The sequence below is a fragment of the Arthrobacter sp. ES3-54 genome, from assembly GCF_029504395.1.
GTDB lineage: Bacteria > Actinomycetota > Actinomycetes > Actinomycetales > Micrococcaceae > Arthrobacter.
In genome coordinates, this window is the sequence record NZ_JAQFIF010000001.1 from 38,264 (window position 1) to 63,304 (window position 25,041).

The following is a 25,041-nucleotide window of genomic DNA, read 5'->3' on the forward strand; positions in this document are numbered from 1 at the left end:
GCAACCCGCGGCGCGGACTGCCCGGGCTTCAGGCCGGCGGAGGACTGCCCGGGCGCTAGCCCGGCGGGGCCGCGACAAGCACGAAGAACAGCTTGCCTTGGGTAGATGCGCCCGCCAGTCTTCGTGCCTGATCGGCCGCCGCTGCTACTACCACCAGCCCGTCAGTCTCCGCGGTGGCGGGCCACGGCCCTGCCTTGCCGCCCGGCGCCGACGTCCAGAGCACCGGAACGGCTTCGGCCAGGATCTGGCTTTCGCCGGCTCTGTCAAGGCCGTTGCCGCCGGTGAGCACCACGTTGACGAGCTGCCCGGGGGAAACCAGCTGGACGGAGGCCGGATCCGCCATCCTGAGCGGTACGGCCGCAGAGCCGGGCGGGCTTCCCGCGAGCAGGCCCGGGCCCAGGATCTGGGCGTCGGTGAGGAGTTGGCCCCGACGCAGCGGTGCGGCCAGCTGTTTTCCCTCGAACGCGGCCTCGGTTGCGGGGTTGCCGGCAGGCACGAGGCCCGGCGGCACGCTGATGGTGCTGACGTCGCCGGGTACCAGCGTCTTCCCGGCGGGAAGATCTGCTGCTGCGGCGAAGGCAATGACGGTGTCAGCGGGCGCGGGAGTTAGCTGCTGAACCGTAAGGCCTGCGGGGATGCAGAACAGGAGGGCCGCGATAAGCCGCCGGTTCCGGTTCAACCAGCCGCGCACGCGGTGCAGCGACGGACGGCCGCGGGGCGGCCGCTGCCCGCGGGGATCCGTGCGGCGATTCCGGAACGGCCGGCCAGCCGCGGACAATGTGGCGGCAGGAAGGTTGGCGGGGCGGAACACCGCGCGGGCCCAGCGGCCGGAGCTCTCCACAGGCATTGGGCGGGAGGGCAGAGACGAAACCCAGAACGAAGCCGTGGACGACGTCCAGAACGAAGGCGGGGAAACCGCCGTGTGTGAAAGAGCCATGCCGCCACGCTACGGACCCGCACACATCGGCGGGAGCCGAGGAACCGCCTATGTGGACAACGGCCAGCAGGCCCAAGGACTACGCTGCCTCAGCCGGCAGCGGCCCACCTGGCGGGCCGGCATCTGACGGGCCCGCACAAAGCCGGCGGGTTCCCTGCTAGCCCGCGGCGGCGGGTGCAGGTGCGGAGGTGGCTGCCGGAGCTGCAGGAGCCGGGGAGACCGTGCTGCCCTTGGCATCGCGCGAATCGGTCCGGTAGAAGCCGGAGCCCTTGAACACTACGCCGACGCTGTTGAACTTCTTGCGCAGCGTGCCCTGGCACTCGGGGCAGGACGTCAGGGAGTTGTCGCTGAACGACTGCACGATCTCGAAGGCGTGGCTGCAGTCCTTGCAGGCGTATGCATACGTGGGCACTGGAAATCCTCACTCTGGGGCAAACGAGCAGGTCCCGTGCTGCCGAGCCGGATCACTGCCGATATGCCTATCGACCGGTTCCGCCCTTAGCAGTCGCAGGGCCTGAGTGCTAATTCTATCACCTTGGCACGAGCCCATATCAGCCGAGGCGGCATCAGCCCAGGCGGATGATCCCGCCCGGGGTCAGGGCGGCGTCGACCTTCCGGTCGAACGACTCAGCGGGAATGCTGCCCGCGGGCAGCACCTCCGTGTCGTAGACGACGGCGGCAGTCGGCAGCGCCGCGGCGTCGGACGCCTCGCCGGACGCAGGGGACAAGGTGGCCAGGGCGGCAAGGAACTTGTCGTAGTAGCCGCCGCCTTGTCCGATCCGGTTCCCCGATAAATCCAGGGCGGTGGCCGGGAGGAAGATTGCGGTGACGTCACGCATTACGGCGGTGCCGTGGCGCTCTCCGACAGGCTCCTGGATGGGGGCGTACCGGCTGCGGACAAAACCGGACTGCGGAGTCCAGTACACCCAGCTGAGCTCGATTTCGGGTTCGCAAACCGGAAGCAGCACCCGGTGCCCGGCATCGGTTAGGGCAGTCAGCAGCGGCAGCGTGGGCGGTTCGGCGCCCACACCGAGGTACGCCGCGAAGATACCCTGCCGGCCGCGGGCGAGTCCGGAGGCCCATTGGAGCCCATGGCGGGCGATGCCCGCCGCGGCGGCATCCTGTGCGGCCAGCGGCAGTGCGGAACGCCTTGCCCTGTGGCAGGAGCGTATTTCCTCTTTTGACGCCATGCTGGCCCGTCCTCTGCCTCTTGCGGCCCCGACGCGCCGGGGACGGCCGCGGGAAGGTTCGACTAAAAATTACGCAATGATTGGTCCCTCCGTTAGATTAGTCGAGTGAATACACCCAACGCTTCCGTCCGTAAGGCCGTCATCCCCGCCGCGGGCCTTGGTACCAGGTTTCTTCCAGCGACGAAGGCCATGCCCAAGGAAATGTTGCCTGTCGTTGACAAACCGGCCATCCAGTACGTCGTTGAGGAGGCCGTGAATGTCGGCCTGAACGACATCCTGATGATCACAGGCCGCAACAAGCGGGCGTTGGAGGACCACTTCGACCGCGTTCCCGCGCTGGAGGCCACTCTTGAGGCGAAGGGCGACACGGCGAAGCTTGAGTCCATCCAGGCCGCCAGCAACCTCGGTGACATCCACTACGTCCGCCAGGGCGATCCCATGGGCCTCGGCCACGCCGTCCTCCGGGCCAAGCAGCACGTCGGGCAGGAGCCGTTCGCGGTCCTCCTGGGCGATGACCTCATCGACGCCCGCGATGAGCTGCTCAGCACCATGATCGAGGTCCAGGCCAAGACCGGCGGGTCCGTGGTCGCCCTGATCGAGGTGGATCCGTCCCAGATCAGCGCCTATGGCTGCGCCGACGTCGAGGCGATCGGCGGTGAGGACTACGTCCGCATCAATCAGCTCGTGGAGAAGCCCGACGTCGAGGACGCCCCGTCCAACCTCGCCGTGATTGGCCGCTATGTGCTGCACCCGGCCGTCTTTGAAGTCCTTGAGCGCACCGCGCCCGGCCGTGGCGGAGAAATCCAGCTGACGGACGCGCTGCAGGAACTCTCGACCGGCACCGGCGAGGGCTACGGCGTGTACGGCGTCGTCTTCCGCGGCCGCCGCTACGACACCGGCGACAAGCTCAGCTACCTCAAGGCCTGCGTCCAGCTCGCCTGCGACAGTGAGGACCTCGGTCCGGGTCTGCGCGAATGGCTGCCCGGCTTCGCCTCCAGCCTGGCCCCCAGCCTCGCAAAGTAATTCCCGTGGGGGGCAGCTTTACTTGGCCGGTGACTCTGGAGAGTGGCGACATCGTGTTGCGCCCGATCCGGTACCGGGACCGCAAGGAGTGGACTGCACTCCGGTCCCGTAACTGCGAGTGGCTGGCCCCCTGGGAGGCCTCAAACCCGGTCCCCGGCGGCGGCCTGCCCGACTACCGGCAGATGGTCCGCTCGCTCAAGGCCCAGGCCGCGCAGGCCACTGCCCTGCCCTTCGTGATCGCGGAGTGGACGCCCGGCCACCAGGCCCCGGTGATCGTGGGGCAGCTGACGGTGTCCTCGATTGTGTGGGGATCGGCCATGATGGCGACGCTCGGCTATTGGGTCGACAAGGAGCGGGCCGGCCGGGGGATTGCCCCGACCGCCGTGGCCATGGCAACGGACTATTGCTTTGGCACCCTTGGTCTGCACCGTATGGAGATCAACATCAGGCCGGAGAACGCGCCGAGCCTGCGGGTGGTGGAGAAACTCGGCTTTCGCGACGAGGGATTCCGGCCCAGGTACCTGCACATCAACGGCGAATGGGCGGACCACCGTACCTTCGCGCTCACAGCTGAGGAAGTGCCGGAAGGCCTCCTCGCACGGTGGCTGAGGACCCGCCAGGGCTGAACCCGTGATGGCCGCCTGACCAGCCACGACGCCCCGACACCGGCCAGTGGCCGCCGCGCGCGCGACACACCTCTGACAATGCGGGGCAGCACCCCATGTACCTCATACGGTTTTGAGTGTGGACTTCCCTCTTAGCAGCTCTGTGATCCTTGTCATTGCTGTTGCGCTCTGGATCGTGTGGGTGGCGCCTTACGTTCTCCGGAACGGGCGTCACCAGTTGCAGCCTGCAGGCGAATTTCTGGCGGACGTCATAGACATGGAACCAGCAGATCCACATGCGGGGAAGGTTATGAAAATGGCAGCGCAGCAGGAGAAACCCATGATCAGCACCCAGCGCGCAAAACCGGCCGCCGGCACTCCAGGTTCTGGTGCCAGCACCGCGGCGACCTCTGGAGGGAATCCGATCTCTGCGGCGACTTCCCCGGCGTTCCGGATTCGTTGGGGACGGCTGGTGCTGGCGGTAGCAGGGCTTCTGTCCCTCCTCACGGGAGTGGTATCCGCGGCCCTTCGACTCTTCGGGATCGGTTCGGGCTGGCTCCCGGCGATGGCCCTGCTGGGCGCCGTCGCCGCCGTGGCGCTGCTCCGCCGCCTCGCGGTCCGCGACCGCCGGCGGAAAATGAACGCCGCATTCCGTGCCGCCATGGGCAGCCCGGAACGCCCCACTGCGCGGCCCTCAGTGCCCGAGCAGGTTCCTTCCCTTCCTGCCGGCCGTCCCGGTGCCCGGCCGGAAAGCCCTCTCTTCGACGCGGAAGCGGGCCGGGTCACGCCCGAGCCGGCGCCGAAGCCGCTGACCGCACTGGAGCTCCGCCAGGCCGCCCTCGCCGAAGCTGCGGCCTCGGGGGATACGTCGGCAGCCGTGGCTGCCGAAACGGCGGCAGCCGCCGAGGGCTCCAGCTGGGAGCCCGTCGAGGTTCCCAAGCCCACCTACGTCGAAGCGGCCAAGGCAGAACGCGCAGCCCCCATGCCCCTGGACCTCCCTGAAGCCCCGAAGGCCGTCGGGAAGCCGTCCCTCAAGCAGGCCTCGACGCGGCCGGCCGCGTCGGATCTTCAGACCGCCGACGATTCCGAGTCAAAGCAGCTCAGCAAGGCCCAGAGCGCCTTGAGCAACCTGGACGATGTCCTCCAGCGGCGACGCGCCTGATCCGGTCCGTTCTTCCGGAGATTTCGCCCCGGGCAGCCAGCAATGGCTGCCCGGGTTTTTCGTTCCCCGCAGCATCGCCCGCGGGCTTCGTTGCGGTAGCCTCGGGTCATGACAAGGATCTGCGTCGCCGGCGGAACCGGCCAAGTTGGCCGTGAAGTGGTGCGCCGGGCGCTGGACGCCGGGCACTCGGTGGCCGTCCTCAGCCGTAACCCGCCGCCGGCCGGCTCCTCCGCCAACATCGGGGGCGCGGAATACTTCCGCGCTGACGTGACGACGGGCGAAGGCGTCGCGGCCGCCCTGGCGGGCGCCGACGTCGTGATCGATTGCCTGGAGGGGCGCTCCGGGAAGGCGCGCAAGAACTTCGCCGACGGCGGCGCGCGTCTTCTGGCTGCCGCCCAGGATGCGGGTGCGGCCAGGGCCGTCATGCTGTCCATCGTGAATTGCGATCGCAGCAAGTACGCGTTCTACCGGTCGAAGGCCGCCAAGGAGCACGTCTATGAGCTGTCCGGACTGGAGACAGTGGTGGTCCGTGCCACCCAGTTTCACTCGTTGCTGGCGATGATGTTCGGCGCCGGCTCCAAGGTACGGGTCATCCCCGTGGCGCGAGGCGCGCGGTTCCAGCCGGTGTCGCCGGCCGACGCTGCCGCGGTGCTCCTGGAAACCGCCCTGGAACCGGCGCCGGTTCCAGCAGCGGGACCGCGGCACCGGGTGCTGAACCTCGGCGGGCCGGAATCCAAGGACATGGCGGACTTTGCCCGGGAGTGGCAGCGGGCCACGGGCGTCAAGGGCCAACTGGTGCGACTGCCGCTGCCCGGCGCGATGGGACGCTATCTGCGCGAGGGGCTGAACCTGGTGCCGGAGGCGCGACACGGCAACGAGACATTCCGCGGCTGGCTGGAAAACAGCGCAGATAGTTTGTAGCCTAGGGACACCGGCAACGCCGTTCCCTCAGGACCGGCGTTGCTTCGGGGCTATAGCTCAGTTGGTAGAGCGCTTCGTTCGCATCGAAGAGGTCAGGAGTTCGAATCTCCTTAGCTCCACCGATTTAGGCCCTAGAATCCAAGGAACTTTTAGCCGGTGTTGACAGGAAGCCTAGAAGTGTTGCCAAGACCCTGTTAAACTTAGAGTGATGCACTACTACCACTCCAGTGAAAGACAGGCGCATGAGGATCCCCGATGAAGCAGTAGAGGCTGCGGCGAACGCGATCAGTGAGGCTAGCGGTATGAGGTTCGATGGCTTCTGGTCCCGAGTCGAAGACCTTGAGCCCGAAGACCGCGAGTATGCGCTGGCTGAAGCTCGGGCCGCACTTGAGGCAGCCGCCCAGCACATGGGGGCCGTCCAGTGATCCGGGACGAATCGTCGCACGTGGTTGCGCCAGTGTGGTCGGCGCTCTATGACACATGGAAGTGCAAAACTTGCGGGAAGTGGTCCTACCAGCTTCACAGCGGCGAATGGAAGCATGGGGGCGCCAAGTGATCCCCGACGCGGCGGTTGAGGCGGCCCTATATGCGTGTGGGTTCTCGTCCCAGTCGGTTGACGAGCGCCGCGAACTCTTAGTTCGCGCCCTCGAAGCTGCGGCACCGCACATGCTCGCGGATGTTGAGTGGGCCGTGTTTCGATCCCAAGGCGGGCCCAACGAAAGCCCCGCGGAGAACCTGCGCTACAAAACGCGGGAAGCGGCTCAGGCGTCCATCGACAATGGTTACAGCCAGCCGCAGTACTGGGAACCTCGTGGGCGCATGGTTGGAGCGTGGGCCAAGTGATCCCCGACGCGGCGGTTGAGGCGGCTGTTGAAGCCCACTGTGAGGGGACGATGCTGGCTGCGTTGGAAGCGGCTTATCCTATCCTCGCCGCGCAGGCCCTTTTAGATGCGGTGGCAGCGTTCCCGTTGGAGACGATCACCGCGCCGGACAACGCACTAGTTTGGATGATGCGCAGGGCTGAGGATCTACATGGCTAGTATCCGCACCCGCGCTGATGACCACATTAACTACTCCTACCAAGTGAAAGGCAGGCGCATGAGCGAGAACCAAGTGACCCCGCAAGATGCCACGCCGCGCCGAGTGAATAACCATGCCACTGGTTACCCGTACAGTAAGCGCGACCATACTCAGCAGTGGCTCATGCCGGACGGTTCGCGTGAATACACCTGGTGGATTGAGCCGGGCGACACCTCGACGCTGGACGCCCATATCGAGCATCGCCGAGAGCAGATCGCCAAATCCGAAGCGGCCATCGCGCTCTACGAATCCCTCCGCGCCGGAGTTATCGCCGAACGGGTAAGTTTTGGATGCCCAAACTGCGGGCGCCCGGAGTTAGAAGGCGCGTCACATTGCACTAACCCGCGCTGCGGCCACATTGAGTGCGCGTGCTCCCGGGTATATCCCATTGAGCCACTTCCCCGTGGCTAGTATCCGTACCCGGACCCGCGCTGACGGTTCCGAAGCGCATCAGGTGATGTGGCGTGAGAATGGCCGGGGTGACTCGATCACCTTTGATGACCGCGCTGAGGCTGAGATGTGGAAGCGGCTGCTTGATGCGAACGGCAACTCACTCGGCGCGGCAACGAAGGTCTATGAGGACTCCCAGCACGACGGGCCGACCGTCTCTGAGGCGATGCTGACGCACATTGACCAGCTTGTCGGCGTCACTCCATACACGCTGAAGCGGTACACGTCCGCTGTCCGCCTGCACTTCTCCGGGCCGCTGGGTCAGATGAAGATCAAGGCTGTCACGCATGAGCACATCGTCCAGTGGATCAAGTGGATGCAGGGCCGGGAGAAGGGGCCTAAGACTATTGCCGTCCAGCATGGTCTACTGTCAGCAACGATGGAGACGGCTGAGCGGCAGGGGTTCATCACCAGGAACCCGTGCAAGGGCGTCAGGCTCCCCAAGCAGGTCCGCGTTGGTGACGACGGGGACGACATAGACATGGAAGATTTCAGGGCCATACGCGAGCGTACAGACCCGCACTTCCGCCCCTTCCTAGACTTCCTCGTGGGCACTGGTTGCCGCTTCTCTGAGGCAACGGCGCTAGTCGCTAAGGACTTCACGCTCGACACGGACCCGCCCCTCGTGTTCATCACGAAGGCGCACAAGCTCGGCGGCGAAGGTGAGGCCCGGTACGTTGGTGAGCCGAAGTCTAGGAAGTCCCGCCGGCGCGTGTCGCTCGCCCCGTCCACGGCGCTAGCAGTGCGCCCGCTGGTTGAGGCTGCCACGAAGGACAAAGGCCCGGTGTTCCGCATGAAGGACGGCGGGGAGTTCACTGCACAGGCCTTCTACAATCGTTCCTGGAACAAGGCAAGGACCGAGGCGGGGTTCGGCAAGGACGGGCACAAGCACATCACCGTGCACTCAATCCGGCACCTTCACGCCGCGGCGCTCCTCCACGCGGGCATGGACATGTACCAACTCAGCGTGCGCATGGGCCACAACTCCATCGGGATTACGTTGGATTTGTACGCTCACCTCATGCCGGACGCCCACTTCAAGGGAGCCCAGCACGCAGCCAAGGCGCTAGGCCTGCCGGATGACATCCCCGAGCTAGCCTCTTAACCAACAAGAAAAGCCCCCGCATCCGGTGAAGGATACGGGGGCTTTGTTGTGCGCGCGCGGCGCGTCTGGGGCGTTGGGTTCCCTGACGCACGGTAGACGATACTACACGGTTGCCTCGGGCTACGTTGTTACGACGCGGCCCGTGTTAATCTATTGACATGACTATTACCATTGGGGAAAAACTTCTTAGCCTGACCGTGGAATACCGGGACGCTACCAACGGCGAACGGCACGGGTACGGGGATCACCCCGCGTTCGGTCGGCCCGTCTCGGAGATAGCAAAAGACTACGAGGACGCACTGCGCGAACTGATCGCTAGTCCAGTAGAAACCGTATCCCATTGAGTTGACGCCAGGCGGTAGTCACTGCGGCGGAGTAGAGCTGCATGGCTCCGCTAGTGAGGATCTGCAAGTTCATTACCGTGTTGGCGTTGGATGAGATGGCGTAACCGGATTGCTCGGCGGGCCGCACACCAACAGGCAGTGTGGCGAAGGTCGAGAGCGTGGTCGAGGCGGTGGTGTTGGTGACGGCGCCCTTGAATCGGACTTCGTTGCCGATCCGGCGGTACATGGGCGGCGTGTTGTTGGCGACGGTCCAGGTGCCTTCGAGGGTGAGTGGCTGCCAGCCTGTGTCGTAGACGTATGTCGTGACGGGTTGGGAGAACATTTTGGCGCCGTCGATGCGGTTGTGTTGCAACACCAGCATCCGGGAATCGCCAACGACCGAGGGGTTGTTGTTGACGATTTGGCCGGTGACGAGTTTCCCGTCAAGGTTGGTCGCACCCTCCGCCTCATACGTGTAAGCGCTGTTGCTGAGGTAGCCGGGCTTGAGTACGTTCACCGCGGCCTGGAATGCGGCGCGGCTGTACTGGCGGACTGCCCTGAGCTTGCCGGTGAAGTCCCACACCATCAGGGTTGGCGAGTCTGTTTGCGCGCCTTCTGACAGGTAGAAGTGTGACCCGACGATGGCGATGCCCTGGTTTTTCGCCGCGGTTGCGCCGGTGTTTTCGACGGGGATGGTGGCGAGCAGGGTGGGCGTTCCGGCCTTTACCGTTGCCCAGTCGTAGACGTAGAACTTCGTGACCGAGTTTGTCCACGCATCAGAGGTGATGAGGTAGTTCCCGGATACGTCGCCGCGGGAGAACCCGTAGATGGGGATCTGTGCGCCGAGGGTGCCTAGGGTGTAGTTGAAGATCGCGTAGGCCGAGGGGACGCCGCCGCCCGTCTTGGGCCACACCATGAAGCACAGCTCACCGCTGCCGTTGGTGAAGTAGGACAGTGATTCGGTGAACGCGCCGTTTTCGGTCGTGGCAGTCTTGAAGGACTTGCGGACACCGGTTGTCAGGTCGCGCACGTCGATACGCAACTCTGTGCCGTTCTGGTTGGCGACGTAAATCTCGTTCGCGGCCTTGTTGATGCTGAACCCTTGCGGCCAGGACACTTCGCCGTTTTCGCGCACGGGGAACTCGCACAGGAGCGACACGTTATCGAGGTACGCGAGCGGGTCTGACGCGCCCCTTGTGGCCCCTGCTGCGGTGTAGGCGGCGTCCAGTGACGCGCCGCTGAGCCGTGTCGGCAGGTTGGCGTCAGTGACTTTGACAGCGGCTGGGACTGTGAAGTCGTCCCCCACTGCGACGATGCGGTTAGTCATGGGTCATGCTCCCGTTCAGAGTTTCAGGTTCCCGGTTTCGGTCACGGCGTTGCCGGTCACTGTGGAGATGTCCACATGGGTTGTTGTGCCGCCTGCGATGGTGGAGTTGTAGACCCTGCCATTCGCTGAGCCGGTGTACGCTTCGATGCCCCTGGTGCCTGACGGGGCGGTGACGTCGGCTTCCCAGACGCTGAAGTTGTTGACGTTATTCAGGGCTACAGCGCGCGACCCTCCCAGGCTGGCGGCGGTGAAGTTGGACAGCCGCACCTTCTGGGAGTTGGCGATGTACACGGCTGTTGCTGCGGCGTTGAGGATCCGGAGCCGGGCAATCCGTAGGGCGCCGACTGTGTCGAAGCGCCACCCGTCAACTCGGGGCCCGACGTGGCGGTTCATGCCAACATCGACAACGTCCACGGCTTCCACATCAACACCGCGGAAGGGTCCGTTTAGTTCGTTGCCGTCGATCACGATGTGTTCGGCGTAGTCGACGTTGATGAAGTTTGCCGCGTCGGATGTGCCGGTACCGAACTTGGCTTTATTGCCGAGTACCTTGATGAGTCCGGCCTTGATGTTCCCGCCGGCTGCGAGGGGTTTAATCGAGATGACGGACTCTGCGTTGGTTGCCGCGTAGTTGATGAACGTGTTGCGGGCGACCTCAACGTTGTCGCATGCCACGCCGCCTGACGCGAACGAGGCGGGCGTGTAGGTGTCCGTCGCTTCGTGCCCTGCCGTCGCTACCTGCCCGAAGTCGGTGGAGTAGAGCACAATGGTTGGCGTGTTGCTGGGCGTGGTGAACTCGAACACGTTGTCGTTGAACTGCGAGTTTGTGGCAGCAACGAAGTGGACGACGCCCTTGTAGTCGGAGGTCGTGTCTATCCGGGGGTCGAGGACGTAGTTGCGGAGGAACCGCATCCGGTCAAGGGTTTTGCCTTCCTGGATGGAGTGCGCCCCGAACGGGTTGGGTGCCGGGTATGTGGTTGCGCCGACCGTGAGCGGGAGGAACTTGCAGTCCTCTACCGTGACGTCCTTGGTCAGCAAGCCGTCGTATGAGCCGGGCAGGTCCGGGGAGGATGATGCGCCGGCGTCGGACACGTCAGGCTGGATCGCTTCTTCCCGTGCGGAGTTACCCGTTCCGGCGTTGAACCCCAGGAACTTGCAATTACGGACGCGGATCGCTGAGCAGCCGAGCAGGTCAATGACGTGACCCTTGGCCTGCATCTGCTCGAAGACAGCGTATTTGACCTCAAAGTTGTCCGTGTGGTGGAGGGCGAACGCGCAACGGCCTACAGTGTCCACGAAGCTGCCGAGGAACCTGCCACCCTCCCACAGGATGTTCGAGTTGCCGGACCCGTAGCCGCGGAACCCGTCCGAGCCGGTGTAGAAGAACGCGTAACCGTTGGCCGTGCTGGTCTTCGTGAGAGTAGCCCCGTAGGCGAGCACGTGGACGTTGCTGGTGAGCCGTACCCGGGTGAGCAGGTTGTACGTCAGCGGCGGGATGAGGACGGTGGAGGTCCGGTAGAGGGCCGTGTTGGCTGCTGCGAACGCTGCGGTGAACGCGGCGGAGTCGTCCGTGACACCGTCGCCCACAGCGCCGTAGTCGCGCACGTTGATGACGTTTTCACCCTTGCGGACTTTCCCTGCGATGTCAGACAGTTTCGCACCTGCGGGCAGGTTGGCGTCCGCGACGAGGACTGATGCGGGGAGCGTGTTGCTGTCGTTGACGGATACCAGGCGGTTAACCATCCGGTCACGCTCCGATCAGGTAGAAGCCCGGGTTTGCCGGGTCGGGCTGGATGAGTGTGGTGTTGGTGATGAAATAGGTGCCGGGGTGCATGACGTCCTCGAGCAGTCCGGGGCCGTCGCCGAGGCCGGACTGGATGTTCACTTCGACTTGCCCGACTCGTCCGAGGGTTTCGGAGAGTGTGGCTTGCGTTGTTGTGAGGGTGTCCTGCGTTTCGGCGATGGTCGCCTCTGCCGCGTCTACCCGCACGGTCGTTGACGCGAGGCCAGCCTGGGTGGATGCCATGATCGCCTGCGCGGACGTTAGTGCGGAGTCGGCGGTCTGCGCGTTCGCGGCAATGGCGTTGTCACCGTTGCGGACCAGCTCGTTACCGTCCGGCTTCAGGAACCCGAGCGGGGTGAATGCAATAGCCATAGCGGCCTCTCCTTAAATGCTAAAGGCGCCCTCAAGGAGCGCCGCTGATGGTCTACTGGGGTCAGGCTTCGTGGGCGCCGGGCTCGTTGCTTGCCGGGGTGAGGTAGCCTGCGGTGAAGACGAGGATGGACGTGATGGCGCCCTGCACAACTACGGGCATGTCGATGCCCGCGAAGGTCAGCAGCCAAACAATGATGGTGGTCACGGCGCCGGCTACAGTCGCGGCGGTAACTTTCGGGTTGACGTTCATTACGGCTGCACCTTCACTGCGTCGAGGTTGGAGTCAAGGTAGGCGATGGTGTTGCCGAGCGTGGTATCCCCGCTGCGGGTGCCACCCTTGCGAGTGACGGGCGCTTCGAGGATGGCCTTGGCGACCTTCTGCGGGATGGAGCCGGTGGGGGCGTCGAGGTAGCGGTTGACGAGGCGGGCGGCGGCGAGAATTTCGGCGCGCTCTTTATCTGTGTAGGCCATGAAGGGGTCCTCTTCTGTCGATGAGCTTTGCGGTGCGATGGCTGCGGATCCTGCGAGGCGGTCGATGCGGGGCAGGTCCCAGATGCCGGGGCATGCGGTCGCGTTCCACTGCCGGTGCGGGCTGAGGGGCAGGGGCCCGTATTGACTGCGGAGGAAGTTGACGAGTTCGGCTACGGTCGCGTAGTCCTCATCTGTGGCTTCGGGGTGGCATTCGATGCCGATGGTCGTTGCGTTGCCTACCGCGTTGCCGGAGTGCCAGGCTGCGTCCAGGGGGGACACGAGGCAGTCGATGCGGCCCGCGCTGACAACGAAGTGCGCCGAAGTCGTGCCGGGTCCGCTCACGAAGAACTTCACAACATCGTCGTGACGCTGACCGAGGCTCCCCCAATGGTGTATCACGATCCCGTCGATGGTCCGCTTTCGTCCAAACGTTGCCGGGACCCGGGCGGCGGGCGTGTAGCCCTTCGCTGTCTGCGATTCGTTAATGGTTGTCATGCGCCTTCTCGTTCCTGCTGTTCTTCGTGGCGGTCGATGAGTGACGGGTCCAGGTGCGCTTTCAACGATTCTGGGATGCCGGGAATGGGCGGCTTGGATCCACCCTTGGCCCAGAAGACCATCCGCTCAATGAAGTTGATCGCGGTGCTGAAGTTGCGGGAGACCATGTTGAGGTCAGCCCGCAAACCCTTTACGTCTTCCTCGAGTGATTCGAGACGTTCCATGAGGTTCTTGGAGAACGTGACCGCGTTCGTTTCCTTGGCCGTCTTCGAGGAGGTGCGGGCCGCGTAGGTCGCACCGTAGGCGCCGCCGCCGGCGACGATGAGCACGCCCAGCAGGGTTAGTAGTTGGTTATTGTCCATCTGGTGGTGTCCTTGCGCATCGGTCGTTATCGCCTGACATGCCCGAGACGACCATCACTGCGGCGCCGAGCAGCCAGTACGTCGCTGTCGAGATGAACCCGGTAGCTGGTGCGCCAAGTGCTATGCCGATGAGGAACAGCCCGCCGAAGATGATGGGCGCGAACGTCAGTGCGGCGTAGGAGTAGGAGTCGTCGCCGCGGGCCTTGTGTACGGCTGTGAGCGCCAAGATGGCGGCGATGATCCAGATGTACCCGAGGTGCGGGACGAGGACGCCCAACCAGCCGAGTGCGGCCTGCCGTGACGGGCTCGGGGATGCGAGCAGGAACGATGCGCCAAGAATCAGGTACACGAAAGCGAATAGAAGTTGGAAGGATCCGCGGCGACCATTGATGATGCGACGCTGACCTGCAAGTGTTTTGCGCATAAGGTTGCCTCCCGGCGTGTTGTGACCTGCCGGGGCGGCGGTCGTATAGGGTGGGTGCTGTGTGGCCCTGGAGCGCAAGTCCGGGGCCACACGTTTGTTAGATGTAGTAGGCGACGTTAATGGTGAAGAACATGTCGGTCGCGAACGTGAAAGAGCTGACGGATCGGATCGACATTTTTCCGGTCGGGTTATAGGCCACGTTCGCGTTGTAGTTAGTGGCGGTGCCGACAACAGGAACGGACAGGTACTTGACGGGGGAGCTGCCCCGGACCTGGGAAGGTAGTACGTAGTCGTCGGTCCCGAGGATGTTCCACGAGCCTGACCCGAGGACGAAGTCGCCGCCGGTCCGGGTGATGATCAGGTCGGCTACGACGCGCTTCTTGGTGCCTTCGGGTGTGATCGTAATGTCCCCGGTCGCTGACCAGCCCGTTGGTGACAGGGGCGAATATCCGCGCGTGCCGTCCCGCCACGAGCCGCCAACAACTGACTCAATCTGTGTCGTGTCGGTCCGGTAGACGAGGCGCCCCTCGTACTTGGTCAACGCGTTCCGGGCGGAGGTTCCCGACACGACAGTAACCACGTCGGCGGAATCCGCCATCGTCGCAAGGTCGGTTGTCAGGTTGTAAGCGTCAGAGTTGATCGGAACAACAATCCCGTTGTCTCGTGTCTGTGGCATTAGGCTGTCCAGTCCATTTCTATGCGGCCCGATTGCGGGTCTTTGAGTCGCCCGTCAAACCCGACGTACGGGTCGCCGGTAATACTGATGCCGCCGCCAGCCTTGAGGACCGGGGCGAAGGTAAGGGGCAGGGTGATCCAGTGCGCGCCCTGGCCCTGGGTTACGGTCACGTCCCATGGCCCAACGGTGCGGTTCACATCACCGCCGGGCTGATACTTCGAGGTGTGCGCGTAAAGGTGGACGGTCGCCGAACCGGAGCCGCCAATGTTGAGGCGCTTCGGGAGGCGGAACCGGATCTCCGTGATGGTCTTTGAGCCGAGGTTCGTGAACGCCGCCCCGTAAAACCAGGAGCCCGTAACCGTGCTCCCAGCCCATGTGCCGGAGTAAACCTGTTCGCCGCCCTGCTTCGACTCAGCCCAAGACCCCCACCCGCCCGGACCCCACCAAGTGTTCGTCTTCCCCGCGGCGGCTCTAGCTGTGCCGGTCGGGGTGATCGGCGACGCCTCAACAGGCGTCCGCGTGGGCGGTGTTGGGGTGATGGAGGGTAGCTTGCCGAGGATGATCGGGGCAGCTGCGTCCCACGCCACATACACCGGATCGCCGACCATGTAGGACCCGGAGAACCGTGACGTTGTGTAGGTGATCCCGTCGGCGCCGGTCAGCACAATCTCCGTGATGCCGACGCTTAGGACGGTCCCGGTACGGGGCCGGGGCTGGTCGGAGTATCCGTCAGTGACGAGTGCCGATGACTGCCCGTTGCCCTGCTCCGTCAGTTCAACCGCGATAGGGCCGTCCTGCTGAGGGCTTACCGAGTTCGCCCAGTACGCGTCCAGCAGGTTTCCGTTCAGGTTCGCCCACCAGCGGGACCCGTCGAAGTAGGCGGTCCCGTACACGCGGCGGGTGCCGCCTGCTGGGATGGCCGCAAGGGTTTTCTTCAAAGCAGCCATCGGCGCCTCCTAGGGCAAGTTGTTCCAAGTGAGGGCGGGCAGCGCGCCCCATGTGGACGGCATCCGGTCCCAGGTGAGGGCAGGCTTCGATGACGTGAGATGATCGCCGAACGGTGTGCGGCCAATCGCTGCCGCCACGTCCTGATAGGCGCACGACACGGTGAACTTTGTTGGGCCGGGGATGGGGGATCCGCCGGCAGACACCGAGACGACCTCGCCCGGCAAATAGACGACATGCCCGGCAGGCATGGGGCAGCCAACCTCGATGCGGTCGCCAGCCTGAATCTCCGGGCGGGGGACCGTCTCGACCTCAAGCTCAACCGCGCAGGACGCGGCCTGCCGGTCCCGTAGCGTCTCCGCATACGCGACCGCCTGCGACCATGTCGTGATCATTTCCGAGGAGTAGAAGTCGGGCACCCTGCCGTGGGGTCCGTCCCAGCGGAGAAGCCCAGTGCGCAGGTACGCGGTACCCGTGACCGGCTTGCCGTTCGCGCCCTCTTTACCCTCAACGACCCAGCAGTTATAAAGCCCGTCAATGGTTTGTTTGCGATGGACACTGACCAGACCCTGTCCGGGCTCAACCCGCCACACAGGATCCGTACCGGTGATCGGGTAGACGCGCATCTCGCCGTCGCCACCCATGCGGAACCGGGCGTTAATGTTCGCCAACAAATCCTGCACGGCTTCGAGGCGTTCCCGGTCATAAACGAGCTTCCGCGACACCGACGCGTCCGTCACGCCGATGTCAACAACCATGGGGAAATGCCGCTGCACTAGGCGTGTGACTTCACCCAGCACGGTCGGACTCGTGCCCGCGGGCGACTGTGGTGCCAGGAACTTGTCCCGGTCAACATCCGCTGTTAGGTCCACCGCGTCAACATCAACGACAGCGCCAGTGAACGCGAACGTCCGCCGCTCATGCGGTGCCGCCGCCGAATCCGGTTCCAAATAGCCGTACTCCGGGAGCGTGTAGCCGTTCACCGAACCATCCGGCGAGTTACCCTCAACCCGGAACCAACCAACATTCACCGCACCAGCACCGCCAACACGGTACACAACCTGCAACACCACGCCGCCGACCCCGAGCGGGTCATCAAACAGCCACGGCGACAACGAACCATCCGCGTCCGCGACCTTCAGACTGAGCTGCCGCTGAACCTTCGTAGACGCATCAGACGAACCGCTCAACGACCACGACACAACCCCCAAAGGATCAGGCCACGCCAAATCCCCGTCATACCAAGCCCACACAACCAACTCATCAGCAGGCCTCGAACCATCCAACGCCGCACGCGACACATCATCAATCGGCAACAAGGGAGGCTCCTAACCGAGCGGGTGTTTCAAATCATCCAAATAGGTGCCCGTAGCCGCGTCCTGCTTCTGCTGATACGTTGCGAACAGTAGGGCCACGTCGCCGTAAGTGAACGTCGCCGTGAGGACCTTGAGCGTTGGGGCCGCGACCGTGTCAGCCTTCAAATCCCACCACGTCAGGTTCCCGCCCCACGCCACATCAACCGGGGCCTCAACAGCCGACGGGACCGTGACAAACATCGAACCCGGCAAATCAATACCGAAGCCAGGAATCGGACGGAACAGCACCAGCGCCGAAGACATGAGCAGATCCCTCAGCCTCGCGTTCTGCTCAGCCGACCGCGTACCCATCGACAAAGGAACACCCCGGGCAGCCATCCGCTGACCAAACAACGCCATCGGCTTATCCGAACCCATCACGCTAATGAGGGACACATCAGCCGCGTACTCGAGCTGAGCCAGAGCCTCGCCGCGAAGGTAGGGCCCGTCGTCACCGTCGCCACCAACCACAGGGATAGCGGACTGCGGCACGAGCGGATCCATTAGCCATCCCGTGTCCGAGTTGACCGTCACCGAAGATGAGGTGACGCGGTCAGCGCCGGACGGACCGCTAATCACCTCAACCTCATACGTGATAGGCCTGCTAAGCGGGGCGTCGTAATCAATCAGGTACGTCGAATCAACGAGCGACACCCGCCGGGCGCCGCGGACAGGCTCCCTGAGCCCATCCGCGGAACGCCAAACCGAAACCACCGAATCACCAACACCGAGGCCCGTGATCGTCACGCCAACCCGCGGGCACGGCGCATCAACCAAAGCCTCAACCGTTACAGCAACCATCAGCGCCTCCCAGGACGTGCATAAGTGGACTGACGATCAGCCGCTGAAACAACAGAAGAAGCAACCCGATAAGTGCGGGCGTCCAACTGCTCGTTACCGATGTACACCGCCACCGCTGGGGCGGCTACGTTGACATTCGAGGAAGACGCGGACGGCATCTGCCTGGCGGGGGCACTAGCCGGCGCGTACTGCCTGCCAGCCTTTATCGGCTGCGTATCGCCGCCATTCCACGCGTCCAACGTCGCGTAGCCGATCTTCTTAGCTGCCGCCGCCGTCAGCACGTACTCATCCTTGGACAGCCGCGCATCTATAGAGTCAGACGTAGTCGTACCCGGACCGTAGACGCGACCACCCGTGGCGTATGCGGCTTTCCGCTTGTCGGCGGTGCCGCGAGTGGGCGCGACCGAGTCTGACCGGACCGTGTTGAGAAAAGTCGTCTCGTGGATATTCGTGAAAAGGTTGATCGTCTTGCCGTCGAGCCCGTCAGCCTTGCCCCTGATCGCGTCAAGAGTGCCGGTCGCGTGGTCGGCGATCCATGCGTCAATGTTGACGTTCTTAGGGATGCCGAGAGCCTTACGGGCCATCGTGTCCGCTTCGTCGCCAGTCTTGCCGAGCTGACCAGCAGCCCGGACGAGGTCGTTGTAGCTGGTTCGCAATGCGCCCTGAAGCCCAGCCTGTGCCGCCGACGAACCCTGCGTTGCAAGAGTCTCAGCAGCGGAGGCCTGAGCCGATGTCATTGCGGCCTGCGCCAGTCCGTTGAAAGCTGACTGGTTGGCGCGGCCCTTCTCCGTGTTCAGGTCAAGGGTCGTGCCGTTCTTAGTGACGGATTCAGTCATCTTGTCGATAGCATCCTGGTAGCCGATAGCCGCGTCTGATGAGGACAGCGACAGGAGGCCGGCGGCGAACAGCGACTTAGCGAAAGCGTCAATGTCCGTGACCGCGCCCTCGGCGCTAAGGCCTACTTCTTCAAGCGCCTTAGCCATATCCTCAGTAACGGGAGCTGACGTGCCAGCGGCAGTAGTGTAGGTCTCAACCGCGCCAGCAGCGCCAGCCATCGACGCAGGGATCTTACCCATAGCGAAGTCAAGAAGATCCTGACCCTCAAGAACCACGCCGGCAGCCGACGCCTGAGCGAGCAGCGCATCTTTGTAGCCGGGCAGGGCTTCGAGTGCTTCCTTCGCGCCCTTGCCGTTCTTCTCAAACTCTTTTGTGAGAGCCTGGAAAGACTTGGCCGCAGTCTCGCTAGCACCGTTCTTGACCAGGTTCCCCATCGCATCGCCAAGGCCATTGAGACGATCCTCAAGCTGACCAATCTCACCCTTGGGCAGGCCAATAAAGTTGGTGAACCCCTCGAAAAACTTGTTGCCGGCATCATCGAAATTCTGATGAGTCAGGCGGGCCACAGCATCGGCCATATTGTCGATGTTGCTTACCGGAGTCCCGGCGAACGAATCGAATTTACCCATGATGGAATCGAGCCCGGATGTGTCAATCGTCCCCGCGGCCTTGCCGACCTTCAGCAGAGCCTGCCCGTAATCCTCGGCGGACTTCGTGTGCTTCTCGGTGAAGATGGCGGCAGCGATCTGCAACGCCACAACAGCGGCGAGAGCAACGCCAGCAGCCTTGCCAACCTTTCGGATACCATCCCCAGCCTTGGACCCGGCGGGGGCAATCTTCTCCATCGAATCCTTGAACTCAAGGAACTTCGGAACCGTAGTAATGACTGCGCCACCCACAAGCAGTGCCGCGCCAGCCATACCAGCCATACCAAGCCCAGCGCTCAGGATGGGCGCGGGGATCTTACCGAACGCATCAACCATGTCCTCGGCGCCCTGCACAAGGCCGCGCATAGACTCCGCAACACCAGACCCGCCCTTGATGAGGACCGAATCGAACGAGCCGCCAAGCTTCTCAATATCGCCCGCCAGGTTGTCCTGCTTGATCGAAGCAGTAACCGCCGCATAGCCCGCATCGTTGACCTTGTCAGTCCAGTCCGAGATGCCCTGAGCGCCCTGCTCGTAAAGGACGTTCGCGGCACGGACCGCGTCAGAACCGAACATGACACCCATAGCCGCATTGCGGGCCTCCGGGGTTAGGTTCTGCATGGAGGTCTTCAGGTTCTCGGAGAACTTAGACAGGCCGATAAACTTGCCCTGCGCGTCATATGCAGAGATGCCAAGCTCAGTCATCTTGTTCTTAGCCTCAAGAGACTGCGGAGTTAGGCGTTGCAACATCGACTTGAACGACGTTCCCGCGTCAGAACCGATCAGGCCCGCGGACGCAAAGGCGGCGAGCCCACCCGTGGTTTCCTCGATGGTTAGGCCGGTAGAGGCTGCAACAAGGCCAGCCTGCTTCAAAGCCATGCCCATATCCTGGACAGAGCCCTGAGCCTTGCCAGCACCAGCAGCCAGCAGGTCCGCGAGGTGCGGGATCTTATCGCCCGAGAGCTTGAACTGCGTCATCGCCGTTGCCGCGATCTCAGCAGCATCGCCAACGCCAAGTGAGCCAGCAGCGGCCAGCGACAGTGCGCCGGTCAGCCCGCCGCCCAGAATGTCCTTAGTTGACACGCCAGCCTTAGCTAGCTCGTCAATGCCCTTAGCGGCTTCCTTAGCGGAGAACGCAGTGTCAGCGCCAGCGTTGACCGCGGCATCCCGCAGGAGGTCCATGTTCGCCGAAGTCTCATGGGTAGACGCCTGAACCTCAGACATCGCCGAATCAAACTCCATGAAAGAGTTCACCGCGATGCCAATGCCAGCCAGAATCGCGCCACCGAACACCATTGACGCCTTGCCGACGCGGTCGAAATGCTGCTCATTCTCACGAGCAAACGAAGCCGTGCGGTTCGCAAAGTCGTTGGTCGCCTGTTGCGCCGTACGCATCCCCGAGACAAAGCCTTGGACTTTGGCCTCAAGGGAAATAGATATGCTGCGATCAGCCACGGGGCCTCCTGTGTTAATTTCCTGGACAACCCGCTAGAATCGCGGCATGACAAACGAGACAGCACCACATAAGGCGCCAAAGAAGGGCTACGTAGCTAAGCAGCTAGGCGGGCTGGCAATGATCGTCGGCGTACTGTTCGCCGTATTCTCGGGATCATTCACCGCGCCAGCCGCCCTACTGTTCTTCGGCGGGCTGGTTGCACTAATTGTTGGAATAGCCCAGCGCGACACTGACCGGACCTAGTCAGCCAGTACGGGAGCGATCATTAGCGCCGAATTGTTGGGCTGGTCCTTGTAGGGCTCCATCGCGATAGCCCGCGCCGTCGTGGCATGGCAGCGGATCGGCAGGCCACCCTTGAACTTCAACTCATTCTCAGGGTTCGTGCACACCGACAACGGGCCACCACACAGCGGGCACAACGAGCCGCGGTACGCCTGCAACGCAAGCATTACCGTTTGCTCAGCCTCATCCCACTCAGGCTCAGGCCGGGACGACACAAGCCGCCCAGCCTCATACTCATACGATGTAGCAGGCTCCCACCCATGGAACCGCTTCAACGAAATGCCGAGAGCGTGCGCCGTCTCTACGTCTGATCTGAGTCCTGGATCATCCTGAAGGCGCTGAGCGAAAAAGGGACCTCGTTCCGCCCCTTATTCACGCGGAGAGTCGCCAGCACAAAATCCTCATACTGCGAATCGGTCATGTCATCCGCGAGGGCATCCCACTCGTCCTTGACGCTGAAGTCCAGCGCCTCGCCGGCGTGATTCTCAACCCCGGCAATGGACTTCGGCACAGCAACCTTCATCAGGGCCTCAACGTTGAAGCCGTACGACTTATCCAGCGCGTTACCCTCACGCGGGGCATGGGCAGCGACAAGGTCGTTCCAGTCGCCGCGCCGCATCCCGCGGACCAGGAACGAAACAGTTGCCGCCTTCATCTCTTCCTCAAGGTCGTTGACCTTCTTAGCCAGATCCTTAGCCGGGTCGTTCAGCCGGGCATCAGCGAGGGACTTCGAACGGGCCGCGTTGAACTCAGCCTCGGCAGCCTCATGGGCTGCTTTCAGATCGCCATCGAGGCAAAACAGGACGCGCGTCTCAGGACGCTTCACAACAAGAGCCATCAGGTACTCCTAAAGTCTTTTAGCGGGACAAGTGGGACTTGACCTGTTCGCCCGCGGTCCCACAACACACGGGCGAACAGGGGTATCAAGCAGGCAGAACTAAGCGACCGTAGCCACTGCGATCTGCACCTTGCCGGTCACGAACAGCTTCTGCCCGGTCTTCAGGACCGAGTTAGCTTCCGGCGGCATGTCGTTGTACTCGCCAGCAGTCACCGGGTAAATGGTGACCTTCTGGCCCACGGCGAGTGCGGTGGTGTAGGGAAGGCCAGTGCGAACGACCACGTACTGAGCGGAGCCCGGAACCAGCGTGTCCTTCGCCTTGTTGAACGTCGAAGCGCTCGGCGAGTTCGTGTTGTCGATGTACTCGACCTCGAGGCCACGCTGAGAGCGGCCCTTCTGCTCGTACGTCTGAGTCGTGCAAAGACGCTCATCGGTGATGACCTGCTCGGACAGGGAAGGCTTGTAGCCGCCGCCGGTCAGGTAGCAGGAGATGTCCACGGCGGGGGCGCCGTTCAGCTCAGTGAGCTTCGGGGCGGACGTGTCCGCAATAGCAGTAACGAGCTTGACGAGAACGTTGCCGTCAGCCGGTGTGCTGGGAATGTCAACAGCCATTTAGCTTTCCTCTTTCTTGGATGCCCGAATGGGCTGTATGTTGTGCTTCGGGGGGCGAGGCCGGTCTACTTCGGGGTAGCGGTCACTCTTGACGGGCGTGAGGATTCCCTCAGCAACCCGCCAATCTTCTGCCGGCACGTCGAACTCGTGACCGGACTCTTTGTCTTTCACCCTGATAAACAAGGGGCCTCCTAGGGCGTGGGGGATCCGGTAAGGACCCAATCGAAGGGCTGGTAGAGGGGATGCTGACCGTTGATAGTCACGTCCTCATCCGGCAGGAGCGGCTGCTCGTTAGTGACCGACTCGATAGCGCCGAGAACCCAGCCAGGAACCTCTGGACGTTCACCCTCGAGCGCGTCCGCGAGCTTCTGCGCCACGATCCGCACCGACGAAGCCGTGAGTCCGACAATCTGTGTGCGTGACCGAAGAACCCTCGCCTGAACAGACCGGGTTACGGCGCGCTCAGAAACGGTCGGGAAGTTCGTCACCACGAACACGTAAGGGAACGAGGGTGTCGCTGGCACTCGGTCCTTGTAGACCGTCACACCAGTAATCAGCGCCTCGAACCCGGCAGCAAGCGCATCACCCGTCATAGCTGACCAGCCCACTTCTCGGCAAGTGCCGCTAGAGCAGACATCATCCGCGGCTCCTCGGCTGTCAGCGGCTGTTCAATGTCCAGCGTTCCGCCGCCCTTACTCGTGCCGAAGTAGGCGATGTTACCTAGGGCGCCGCCACGCTTGCCCTTGTCGGGCCCGACCACATAGCGGACCTTCCCGGGGAGGTAGTAGGAGTCGTAAGTAATCGATCCGGCCATAGCCTTGAAGTGCTTAGACCACACCGCGGAATAGTTCATCTCCGTCTTGACGTTTTGCGCGCCCTTTTTTATGACAGCGTCAACATCCTTCACGGCAGATCCGGAGACGCGGCCCAGGTTGGTAGATAGTTGCCTGAGTTCGGCTATGCCATCACTCACATGGTCTCCGTATCGATAGAAATAGTCGTTGCGGCCAACTGTGGATCACTGCTATTTGACAGTGATTCAAGGCGGGTGTAGCATTGATCTATCCGCTGCAATGGATGAAGCACTCAGTCGAGTCGAGAAGAGCCCCACGGGAAACCATGGGGCTCTTCTGTGTCCAGATTATCACTGCGAATCACTGCCAAAATGCAGTGGAATGCGGTAGAGTTGGTGCATGAGCGAATCAAAAGAAGTGATCCCGGATGAGGCGGTGGAAGCGGCGTATGGCGTGCTGCCGCACGGGGCTGGAGTGTACGTGACCCGGGATGACCTCAGGGTTATCCTCGAAGCCGCTGCCCCGCATCTGGCTTCGGTAGGCGATGAAGCGTTCGGCTATGCGGTCAGCGCCCTCCGCGGTCACGCTGAAATGACAACGGCTGAAGCAGAGGCCGCGGTCGGCGACATTCTTGATGCACTCGGGCTCGCAAAGTGATCCACATTCTGCCGTGGTTCCTGATAGTTGCCGCGATCATTTTGTACATCGCGTGGGCGTTCGACCTATAGCCCACAAAAAAGCGCCTCCACTCTTCCAGCGAGTGGGGGCGCTTCTGCGTGCGTACCTGGATGCGTCCGCGACTCACGCGACCACCTCAGAAACCCGCGTCCGCTGCGCAGTCGCAAACGACTTGTGGAACAGTTCAACGACGCGCATCTCACGCCCCACCATCTGCGGATCCAGCACCGAAGCCGTGATCGTCACAACGTCATCCACCAGCAACGGGCCAGCCGCCACCGGGAAATCAACCCGCGAATCCTGCACCGTAAACGAATGCCCACCAGCGTTCGGGTTCGACGCCTGGGAAATGGTTTGCTGCACCTTGCACGGGCCGCTATAGACCAGCGTCGAACCGGGGGTCACGTTGCCCGTCTCAGGATCCGTCACCGGATCACCCGGACGAGTCACCGTGCACGCGTCCACCATCAACGCCTCAGCAGCTTCCCGACCTCGCAAGGTCGCGGCAACCGCACTCACGAGCGGGGCCGAATCTCAAAGGCGCGCGGACCAGCAGCCCGCACACCCAGCCAGCCCAACTCATCCGTGGACGCATACAACTCGCCAGTGGACAGCGCCGAATCGACGGTGCCGCCCTCCGTGTAGTCATCAATCGACTCGTTGCGGATCCGGTAGCCGTCCGGGTTTTTCATCACCCGGCGAACCATCCGCGACACAACCAGCCGGGCCACGCCCACGTCCTTGGAATCGAAGCCAGGAACCGTAACCGTCAGCAAGGTAACCGCCTCAGCGATCAACCCCGCCGCAGCCAGTGCCTCAGCATCAGAAAGGGGACGCCACCCCGCAGCAACATCATTAGGAGTCACAACAACCATGACGCCCCCTCCCTAACTACTTAGACGAACGTGCGACAGCAGGCTTAGCCTCGGGCTCAGCCTTTTCGAGCATGCCGGCTTCAACCAGGCGATCAACGTCGCCCTTGTCGAAACCATCGGGCACAGTAGCGCCCTCATAGAAATACGTGTTCTTGCCTGCGGGGTCCTTGATGGACACCAGCGGCGAGATGACCTTGTGGGTCATTTGGGCCTCC

The 25,041-nt window shown here is 63.1% G+C and carries 34 protein-coding genes and 1 tRNA gene; 13 read left to right on the forward strand and 22 right to left on the reverse strand.

Annotated elements, in window-relative coordinates; translation table 11 throughout:
* Positions 1-55 precede the first annotated feature (55 nt).
* From M2428_RS00145 to M2428_RS00155, 3 genes are all read right to left on the reverse strand, one after another.
* Positions 56-937: an RcpC/CpaB family pilus assembly protein gene (locus M2428_RS00145; protein ID WP_277522381.1), complete on the reverse strand. Its 882-nt coding sequence runs from the start codon at positions 935-937 to the stop codon at positions 56-58.
* A 157-nt stretch (positions 938-1,094) separates the two neighbouring features.
* Positions 1,095-1,349 (reverse strand): FmdB family zinc ribbon protein, encoded by a 255-nt coding sequence (locus M2428_RS00150; protein ID WP_277522383.1) that lies wholly within the window; start codon positions 1,347-1,349, stop codon positions 1,095-1,097.
* A gap of 154 nt (positions 1,350-1,503) precedes the next feature.
* Positions 1,504-2,127 (reverse strand): 5-formyltetrahydrofolate cyclo-ligase, encoded by a 624-nt coding sequence (locus M2428_RS00155; protein WP_277522385.1) that lies wholly within the window; start codon positions 2,125-2,127, stop codon positions 1,504-1,506.
* Between the two features lie 105 nt (positions 2,128-2,232).
* On the opposite strand from M2428_RS00155, the gene galU reads away from it, so the two are divergent.
* The 11 genes from galU to M2428_RS00210 all read left to right on the forward strand — a co-directional run bounded on the left by galU (position 2,233) and on the right by M2428_RS00210 (position 8,817).
* On the forward strand, positions 2,233-3,150 hold the full coding sequence (gene galU, locus M2428_RS00160; protein WP_277522387.1) for a UTP--glucose-1-phosphate uridylyltransferase GalU: 918 nt from the start codon (positions 2,233-2,235) through the stop codon (positions 3,148-3,150).
* A gap of 5 nt (positions 3,151-3,155) precedes the next feature.
* A complete protein-coding gene (locus M2428_RS00165) occupies positions 3,156-3,776 on the forward strand; it encodes a GNAT family protein (RefSeq protein ID WP_277522389.1) in 621 nt (206 codons plus the stop codon).
* A 142-nt stretch (positions 3,777-3,918) separates the two neighbouring features.
* Positions 3,919-4,917 carry a hypothetical protein gene (locus M2428_RS00170; protein ID WP_277523551.1) on the forward strand — a complete coding sequence of 333 codons (999 nt, stop codon included), beginning with the start codon at positions 3,919-3,921 and terminating at the stop codon, positions 4,915-4,917.
* 108 nt (positions 4,918-5,025) lie between these two features.
* Positions 5,026-5,838 (forward strand): NAD(P)H-binding protein, encoded by an 813-nt coding sequence (locus M2428_RS00175; RefSeq protein WP_277522391.1) that lies wholly within the window; start codon positions 5,026-5,028, stop codon positions 5,836-5,838.
* Between the two features lie 46 nt (positions 5,839-5,884).
* Positions 5,885-5,957: transfer RNA gene (locus M2428_RS00180), tRNA-Ala, on the forward strand.
* A 123-nt stretch (positions 5,958-6,080) separates the two neighbouring features.
* Positions 6,081-6,263 (forward strand): hypothetical protein, encoded by a 183-nt coding sequence (locus tag M2428_RS00185; protein WP_277522393.1) that lies wholly within the window; start codon positions 6,081-6,083, stop codon positions 6,261-6,263.
* 106 nt (positions 6,264-6,369) lie between these two features.
* Positions 6,370-6,681 (forward strand): hypothetical protein, encoded by a 312-nt coding sequence (locus tag M2428_RS00190; protein ID WP_277522395.1) that lies wholly within the window; start codon positions 6,370-6,372, stop codon positions 6,679-6,681.
* On the forward strand, positions 6,678-6,878 hold the full coding sequence (locus M2428_RS00195) for a hypothetical protein (protein ID WP_277522397.1): 201 nt from the start codon (positions 6,678-6,680) through the stop codon (positions 6,876-6,878). Before M2428_RS00190 ends, M2428_RS00195 begins: the two co-directional genes overlap by 4 nt.
* A 58-nt stretch (positions 6,879-6,936) precedes the next feature.
* Positions 6,937-7,329, forward strand: coding sequence for a hypothetical protein (locus M2428_RS00200; protein WP_277522399.1), 393 nt, complete (start codon positions 6,937-6,939; stop codon positions 7,327-7,329).
* A gap of 46 nt (positions 7,330-7,375) precedes the next feature.
* Positions 7,376-8,473 carry a tyrosine-type recombinase/integrase gene (locus M2428_RS00205; RefSeq protein WP_277522400.1) on the forward strand — a complete coding sequence of 366 codons (1,098 nt, stop codon included), beginning with the start codon at positions 7,376-7,378 and terminating at the stop codon, positions 8,471-8,473.
* A gap of 158 nt (positions 8,474-8,631) precedes the next feature.
* A complete protein-coding gene (locus M2428_RS00210; protein WP_277522402.1) occupies positions 8,632-8,817 on the forward strand; it encodes a hypothetical protein in 186 nt (61 codons plus the stop codon).
* Here the strand turns inward: M2428_RS00210 and M2428_RS00215 are convergent.
* The 12 genes from M2428_RS00215 to M2428_RS00270 form a co-directional block, all read right to left on the reverse strand.
* Positions 8,789-10,123, reverse strand: coding sequence for a hypothetical protein (locus M2428_RS00215; RefSeq protein WP_277522403.1), 1,335 nt, complete (start codon positions 10,121-10,123; stop codon positions 8,789-8,791). The two genes, M2428_RS00210 and M2428_RS00215, sit on opposite strands and share 29 nt — an antisense overlap.
* Before the next feature lie 15 nt (positions 10,124-10,138).
* Entirely contained in the window at positions 10,139-11,866 is a 1,728-nt protein-coding gene (locus tag M2428_RS00220) for a glycosyl hydrolase family 28-related protein (RefSeq protein ID WP_277522405.1), read from the reverse strand.
* Between the two features lie 4 nt (positions 11,867-11,870).
* Positions 11,871-12,278 (reverse strand): hypothetical protein, encoded by a 408-nt coding sequence (locus M2428_RS00225; RefSeq protein ID WP_277522407.1) that lies wholly within the window; start codon positions 12,276-12,278, stop codon positions 11,871-11,873.
* 61 nt (positions 12,279-12,339) lie between these two features.
* Positions 12,340-12,528, reverse strand: coding sequence for a hypothetical protein (locus M2428_RS00230; RefSeq protein WP_277522409.1), 189 nt, complete (start codon positions 12,526-12,528; stop codon positions 12,340-12,342).
* The gene (locus tag M2428_RS00235) at positions 12,528-13,244 is read right to left on the reverse strand and encodes a peptidoglycan recognition family protein (protein ID WP_277522411.1); all 717 of its coding nucleotides are present in this window, start codon (positions 13,242-13,244) and stop codon (positions 12,528-12,530) included. Before M2428_RS00235 ends, M2428_RS00230 begins: the two co-directional genes overlap by 1 nt.
* Positions 13,241-13,606, reverse strand: coding sequence for a hypothetical protein (locus M2428_RS00240; RefSeq protein WP_277522413.1), 366 nt, complete (start codon positions 13,604-13,606; stop codon positions 13,241-13,243). Before M2428_RS00240 ends, M2428_RS00235 begins: the two co-directional genes overlap by 4 nt.
* The gene (locus M2428_RS00245; protein ID WP_277522415.1) at positions 13,596-14,030 is read right to left on the reverse strand and encodes a hypothetical protein; all 435 of its coding nucleotides are present in this window, start codon (positions 14,028-14,030) and stop codon (positions 13,596-13,598) included. The genes M2428_RS00240 and M2428_RS00245 overlap by 11 nt, the downstream gene beginning before the upstream one ends.
* A 97-nt stretch (positions 14,031-14,127) precedes the next feature.
* The gene (locus M2428_RS00250; RefSeq protein WP_277522417.1) at positions 14,128-14,706 is read right to left on the reverse strand and encodes a hypothetical protein; all 579 of its coding nucleotides are present in this window, start codon (positions 14,704-14,706) and stop codon (positions 14,128-14,130) included.
* Positions 14,706-15,653: a hypothetical protein gene (locus M2428_RS00255; protein WP_277522419.1), complete on the reverse strand. Its 948-nt coding sequence runs from the start codon at positions 15,651-15,653 to the stop codon at positions 14,706-14,708. Before M2428_RS00255 ends, M2428_RS00250 begins: the two co-directional genes overlap by 1 nt.
* A gap of 9 nt (positions 15,654-15,662) precedes the next feature.
* Positions 15,663-16,970 carry a hypothetical protein gene (locus M2428_RS00260; protein ID WP_277522420.1) on the reverse strand — a complete coding sequence of 436 codons (1,308 nt, stop codon included), beginning with the start codon at positions 16,968-16,970 and terminating at the stop codon, positions 15,663-15,665.
* 9 nt (positions 16,971-16,979) lie between these two features.
* Positions 16,980-17,807, reverse strand: a complete 828-nt coding sequence (locus M2428_RS00265; RefSeq protein ID WP_277522422.1) for a hypothetical protein — start codon at positions 17,805-17,807, stop codon at positions 16,980-16,982.
* Positions 17,807-20,746, reverse strand: coding sequence for a phage tail tape measure protein (locus M2428_RS00270; protein WP_277522424.1), 2,940 nt, complete (start codon positions 20,744-20,746; stop codon positions 17,807-17,809). The genes M2428_RS00265 and M2428_RS00270 overlap by 1 nt, the downstream gene beginning before the upstream one ends.
* Before the next feature lie 46 nt (positions 20,747-20,792).
* Here M2428_RS00270 and M2428_RS00275 point away from each other — a divergent pair, with 46 nt between their 5' ends.
* Positions 20,793-20,990, forward strand: coding sequence for a hypothetical protein (locus tag M2428_RS00275; RefSeq protein WP_277522426.1), 198 nt, complete (start codon positions 20,793-20,795; stop codon positions 20,988-20,990).
* A gap of 340 nt (positions 20,991-21,330) precedes the next feature.
* Here the strand turns inward: M2428_RS00275 and M2428_RS00280 are convergent, their stop codons facing one another.
* The 4 genes from M2428_RS00280 to M2428_RS00295 all read right to left on the reverse strand — a co-directional run bounded on the left by M2428_RS00280 (position 21,331) and on the right by M2428_RS00295 (position 23,452).
* Positions 21,331-21,867, reverse strand: a complete 537-nt coding sequence (locus tag M2428_RS00280) for a hypothetical protein (RefSeq protein ID WP_277522429.1) — start codon at positions 21,865-21,867, stop codon at positions 21,331-21,333.
* Between the two features lie 99 nt (positions 21,868-21,966).
* Positions 21,967-22,479: a hypothetical protein gene (locus M2428_RS00285; RefSeq protein WP_277522432.1), complete on the reverse strand. Its 513-nt coding sequence runs from the start codon at positions 22,477-22,479 to the stop codon at positions 21,967-21,969.
* 191 nt (positions 22,480-22,670) lie between these two features.
* The gene (locus M2428_RS00290; protein WP_277522433.1) at positions 22,671-23,003 is read right to left on the reverse strand and encodes a hypothetical protein; all 333 of its coding nucleotides are present in this window, start codon (positions 23,001-23,003) and stop codon (positions 22,671-22,673) included.
* 65 nt (positions 23,004-23,068) lie between these two features.
* Positions 23,069-23,452: a hypothetical protein gene (locus M2428_RS00295; protein WP_277522434.1), complete on the reverse strand. Its 384-nt coding sequence runs from the start codon at positions 23,450-23,452 to the stop codon at positions 23,069-23,071.
* Positions 23,453-23,672: 220 nt separating this feature from the next.
* On the opposite strand from M2428_RS00295, the gene M2428_RS00300 reads away from it, so the two are divergent.
* On the forward strand, positions 23,673-23,930 hold the full coding sequence (locus M2428_RS00300) for a hypothetical protein (protein WP_277522436.1): 258 nt from the start codon (positions 23,673-23,675) through the stop codon (positions 23,928-23,930).
* 144 nt (positions 23,931-24,074) lie between these two features.
* Here the strand turns inward: M2428_RS00300 and M2428_RS00305 are convergent, their stop codons facing one another.
* The 3 genes from M2428_RS00305 to M2428_RS00315 are packed head-to-tail and all read right to left on the reverse strand — an operon-like array spanning position 24,075 to position 25,031.
* Complete coding sequence (locus M2428_RS00305) at positions 24,075-24,470, reverse strand: DUF6093 family protein (RefSeq protein WP_277522438.1); 396 nt, start codon at positions 24,468-24,470, stop codon at positions 24,075-24,077.
* Positions 24,467-24,826, reverse strand: a complete 360-nt coding sequence (locus M2428_RS00310; protein WP_277522440.1) for a hypothetical protein — start codon at positions 24,824-24,826, stop codon at positions 24,467-24,469. The genes M2428_RS00305 and M2428_RS00310 overlap by 4 nt, the downstream gene beginning before the upstream one ends.
* 16 nt (positions 24,827-24,842) lie before the next feature.
* Complete coding sequence (locus M2428_RS00315; RefSeq protein ID WP_277522441.1) at positions 24,843-25,031, reverse strand: hypothetical protein; 189 nt, start codon at positions 25,029-25,031, stop codon at positions 24,843-24,845.
* Positions 25,032-25,041: the final 10 nt, after the last annotated feature.